At 63.7% G+C, this 4,324-nt stretch carries 1 protein-coding gene; it reads right to left on the reverse strand.

The window, feature by feature from the left end; all coding sequences use genetic code 11:
- Positions 1–4,120: S8 family serine peptidase (locus tag WDA27_14760; protein ID MFA5892185.1), on the reverse strand; the 4,120-nt coding region annotated here is incomplete at its 3' end.
- Positions 4,121–4,324 lie beyond the last annotated feature (204 nt).

The following is a 4,324-nucleotide window of genomic DNA, read 5'->3' on the forward strand; positions in this document are numbered from 1 at the left end:
ACGTCAGGAAGTCGCCGCCCGGGTACCCGTACGCGTCAACGGCCAGGTCGGCCGTAGTTGTCGACTCGGCCTGCGTTACCGCGATTCCGAGGCCCTGGAGCTTCGGCACATTCGTCTCGAAGCTCAGGTCGTAGAGGCTCCCCGCACTGACGTCTCGGCCCGCCGCGTGGACCCAGTAGCAACCCGCAGGCACGAAGGCCTCGCCCGGTGGATCGAGGGTCGCCGTCTCTGGGTTGTTGTATGTGGAGCCGATGATGTGGCCGATGACGTCGTCCGCGACGGTGTAAGTTCCGTCGCAGTTCGCGTCATAGAAGATGCCCATATCGACATCCACAGCTCCGCTGTGGGACGTCAGGCTCCAGGATACCGCCCTCGTCTCTTCGATCACGGTCGTCCGTGTCCGGCTCGGAGCGTTGTACAGGTACGTGATGTATGTCCCGCTCGTGTACGGGTACGATGCGACGGGACGGTCTTCCATGACATCGGTCAGGTCTTCGTAGATGACTGCGCCGCTCGCGTCCACCGCAGTCCCTACCCGGAGCGGAACGTTGGCGGAGATTGTGACCGGGGCGGAACCTTCCAGGTCATTGCTGGAGATTCGGACCTCGTCCGGCGAGACGGTCATGGTTCCGACGTTCGCCTCGAAGAGCTCCTCCGGGGACGACGTGCGAAGGGCCTGCAGCTTCACGAGGAACAGGCCGGGCATGACGTCCGTGCCGAGGAATTCCCATCCTGCCTCCACCGTGTCCGTCACGAACGCGTTGCGCTTCGTACTCGCGACGAGTTCGAACGTGCTCGGCCCAAAGATTGCGTCGTCCGCGAAGTCGGGCTCGGATTCCGCAGCGGGTGCGATGACGACGATCTCCGCATCGGAGGTCGAACCGCCTTTCCAGCCGAGGTTGTAGAGCATCTTCCGGTTGCTCGCGGCGAATGCAGTCGTGTCGAACCAGTACCACCGCCCGTCGCCCATCGTCGGCTCGCCTGTTCCCGGGCTGAACACGTTGTTCTCATAGAGCGTCGAAGCGGCCGCTCCGCCGCCAAGGCTCGCCGGGAAGCTCGTCACGGGGACATTCACGAGGACCTGGATCGTCGACGTGTTCGTCCCATCCGAGTAGTAGATCGCTCCCGCATAGGATCCCGCGGGGGTTCCGGAGGGTACGGTCAACGTCGCGGTCACCGTGTCGCTCGCACCGGGGGTGAGGCTCAGCGTCGTGTCGGACAAGCTGAGCATGGACCAGTCCACGCGCTCGTAGAACTCCACGTACAAGGTCGTCGGGACCGGAGTGCCGTCGGAAGTTCCAAACAGGGCGCTGTGGCTAATGCCCAACCCCGTGTGAATCCGGTTCGCAGGGTCGTAGACGGTTCGCACGTTGACCCTGGTCTCGCTGAAATCTCCACCGAACACGATGGGCCCGATGTAACTCTCCTCCGTGAAGCGTTCCCATACGTTGTTGCCGTTCACGTCGTACCAATCGTACACGGCGAGGACCGGGACCTGAGCGCCAACGGTGGGGTCGCTGTATGTGTAGACCTTCATGAACGCGGCACTGTTCCAGAGAGTTGCGAGGCTTGCGGCCTGCTCCAGGCGGTTCCCGGGGAAGTCCCTGTCGTTCGTCCGATAGACTCCCGTCTCGTTGAGGATCCAGAAATCGGGTCGAGTCGTCCGGAGCGAACCCGCGCCCGTATTGTTGTAGACCCACTCGAACGAGAAGGTCCCGGATCGCCGGTATACGCCGTCGCTGAGGGAGACCGCGGCCGTCGATGTCCCCATGTTCGTCAGCGTGATGTCGATTGCGTCAGAGTCTCCGGCGCGCAGGAGGTTCACGAACATGTCTCGGTGGACGCCGCCGTAGTCGCCTGCCACCCATTCGTGGACGTCCGCGACCACCCCTTCCATCTCCATCATCGCTTTGACGGCGCGGAAGGCGTTCGCCCAACCGGCTCCCTGCGAGATCGTTTCCTGCTTGACGTCATCCGCGGTCGTCTTGAGCACGGAAATGACGAGGTCCGCGGGCGGCATGGCGCCGGCATGGGTCTGGGCGTACCCATCCAGCATGAGCGCCAGGATTCCCGCCACGATCGGCGCGGCCATCGAAGTACCGCCGAACAGGTCCCACGCCTCCTCCCCGTCGAACGTTCCAAGGAAGTCGGAGACTGAATTCGTCGGGATGCCGGCGAGCCCACCATGGCCGATCGCGAGGACGTCAGGTCCGGGTTGGCCTAGCGAGTTCGGGCCTCGAGACGAGAACGGCGCAATGTCGCCATAAGGCCCTGGGCCTAGCGTGCCCGTGTCGAAGGGCCACGTGTGCTGCGCGCCCCCGCCGCCGCCCGGCAGGGCACCGATCAGCTGGAACAGCCAGTAAATGTCGGCGCTGACTCCGGCACCCACCTGCACGGACGTCGGTGCCGTGGGCGAGCTCTCGGTCGCATAGCCCTGGCCCTCATTCCCCGTCGACTGGACGAAGATCGTGTCGGGGGCGTAGTCCGTGTTCAACCAGTACTTCAAGCGGCTGTAGTACTCCCATCCGGACTCCGGAAGGTCGATCCAGCCCCAGCTGTTGCTCGAGATGTGGGCCTCGTCGCCCGTCCCGGGCACACCATCGGGTCCTTCGACGACGAAGTACCACGCGTCATCGATCGTCGCCCCGGGCTTGAACATCTCCACACTGATGACGGTCGCGCTGGGCGCCTGTCCGTAGATGTCGAGGTCGCCCGTGTAGACGCCAACGGGGTTGCCAGCGGCCGTCGACGATGTTCCCGTGCCGTGGCTCTCGCCGTTGTACGCCCCATAGACCCCAAGGAGGTCACCGGCTGCCGGGACGAACCGGTCGTAGCCGTGCCGCGAGGCCAGCGTGTCGGCATAGGGCACCGGATACCCGGTCCCATAGTTCGCGGTGATTACGGATCCAGCAGTGGCGTTCGCCGAGAACGTGATGCGGCCCGACCCGAAGTCCACGCGCCATGTGTCGAACTCGTAGATGATGTCAAGGTAGTCGTTGACCCCGAAGTTCCGGAGCCAGGTGATTTCCCCGGTGTCCATGTCGATTTCATAGTCGACGCCTTCGGAAAGGACGCCGTCGTCCAAGCTGGACACCGCGTAGACATTGCTGAGGTTGTAGTCCGCGAGCAAGGCGGCCGTGTCCACGACGGCTCCCGACATGATGTTCTCTCCCATCGTGAGGGTCGCGGTCGTACCCTTCTCGTTGCCTACGGCGGCGGGGATGAGCTCCTCCCAGATGTCTTCGCCGGCACCGGGCCAGTAGCCTCCGTCCAGGTAGAGCGTGGGAAGCTCCATTCCACCGGCCCCAAACAAGCCGAAGGGCAGGATGTCCGCAGAGAGGTTTTCGTTTGCGAGTTGCGCCCTCGTGGTCTGGCTTTGCGCGTGCCAGAAGGGCGTGACGACCTCACCGACCACCGCGGCTGTCGCTGCGTTCGAGATGAAGTAGACGATCCCACCGCTAATGTCTGGGATGCCGTCCGCGTTGAGATCCTTCCAAAGCAATGGAGACGCTTTGTTCGCGGCGTTCTCGTTGGTGAAGTTGAAGTCGAAGTCGAGGTCCGCATACGCCGTGTCGTAAATTCCGGCCGTCGTCGAGTCCACGAGAAGGATGCCGATCCGCTCCCCGTAGAAGGCGGTCAGGAAGTCATCCTTCAGGATGCCCAGGCGGAATGTTCCGCTGGCACTCGTGATCCGGGCGGGGTCTATCGGTGTCCCGACATAGTAATCCCGCAGTATGCGGGTATTGTTCACGACGCCGCTCACTCCCGTCGGATCGGCGCGGGCCGCGTAGCCCCCGAGTCCGTGCTGATATGTGATGAACCCGTCGGCGTCCGAGTCCGCGATCTCGTAGTGCATGTCGGCGAAAGCGTTCTGGTTGAAGGTCCCAAGGCTCGAGAAGAACGGATACGGGAAGCGGTCGAAGTCGCTGCTCGCTGTAAAGAGCGCGAGGTTGTCGAGCGCGGTTCCGGTGTCGAGGAGGATGGGCCAGCCGAAGTAGGGAGACCCGGTGTCGGCGTTCACGGCCCAGCGGCCCACTAGGTTCGGGTGCCCGAAGTCGACCGTAGTGTCGACGATCGCGATCCGAATCCCGTCGCCCGCGACGCCGAGATCCGTTGTCACGTTGAGGGATCCGTGCTCCACGATGCTCGGATAGTTGTTAAGTTCGACTCCTTGGCTCAGGAGTTCCCGGAGGCGCTCCCTCGCCTGCTCGGTTAGACCCACGTCTTCGGGGATTGGGGCGAGAGAGGTCGGGCGCGGGGTGAGCGGTCGACCGACGGAAATGACGCCGTCAAGGGAGGCAATGTCCCCGAGGGCGGAGTTCGG

It is taken from the genome of Actinomycetota bacterium (assembly GCA_041658565.1).
In the GTDB taxonomy this organism is placed as follows: Bacteria; Actinomycetota; AC-67; order AC-67; family AC-67; genus JBAZZY01.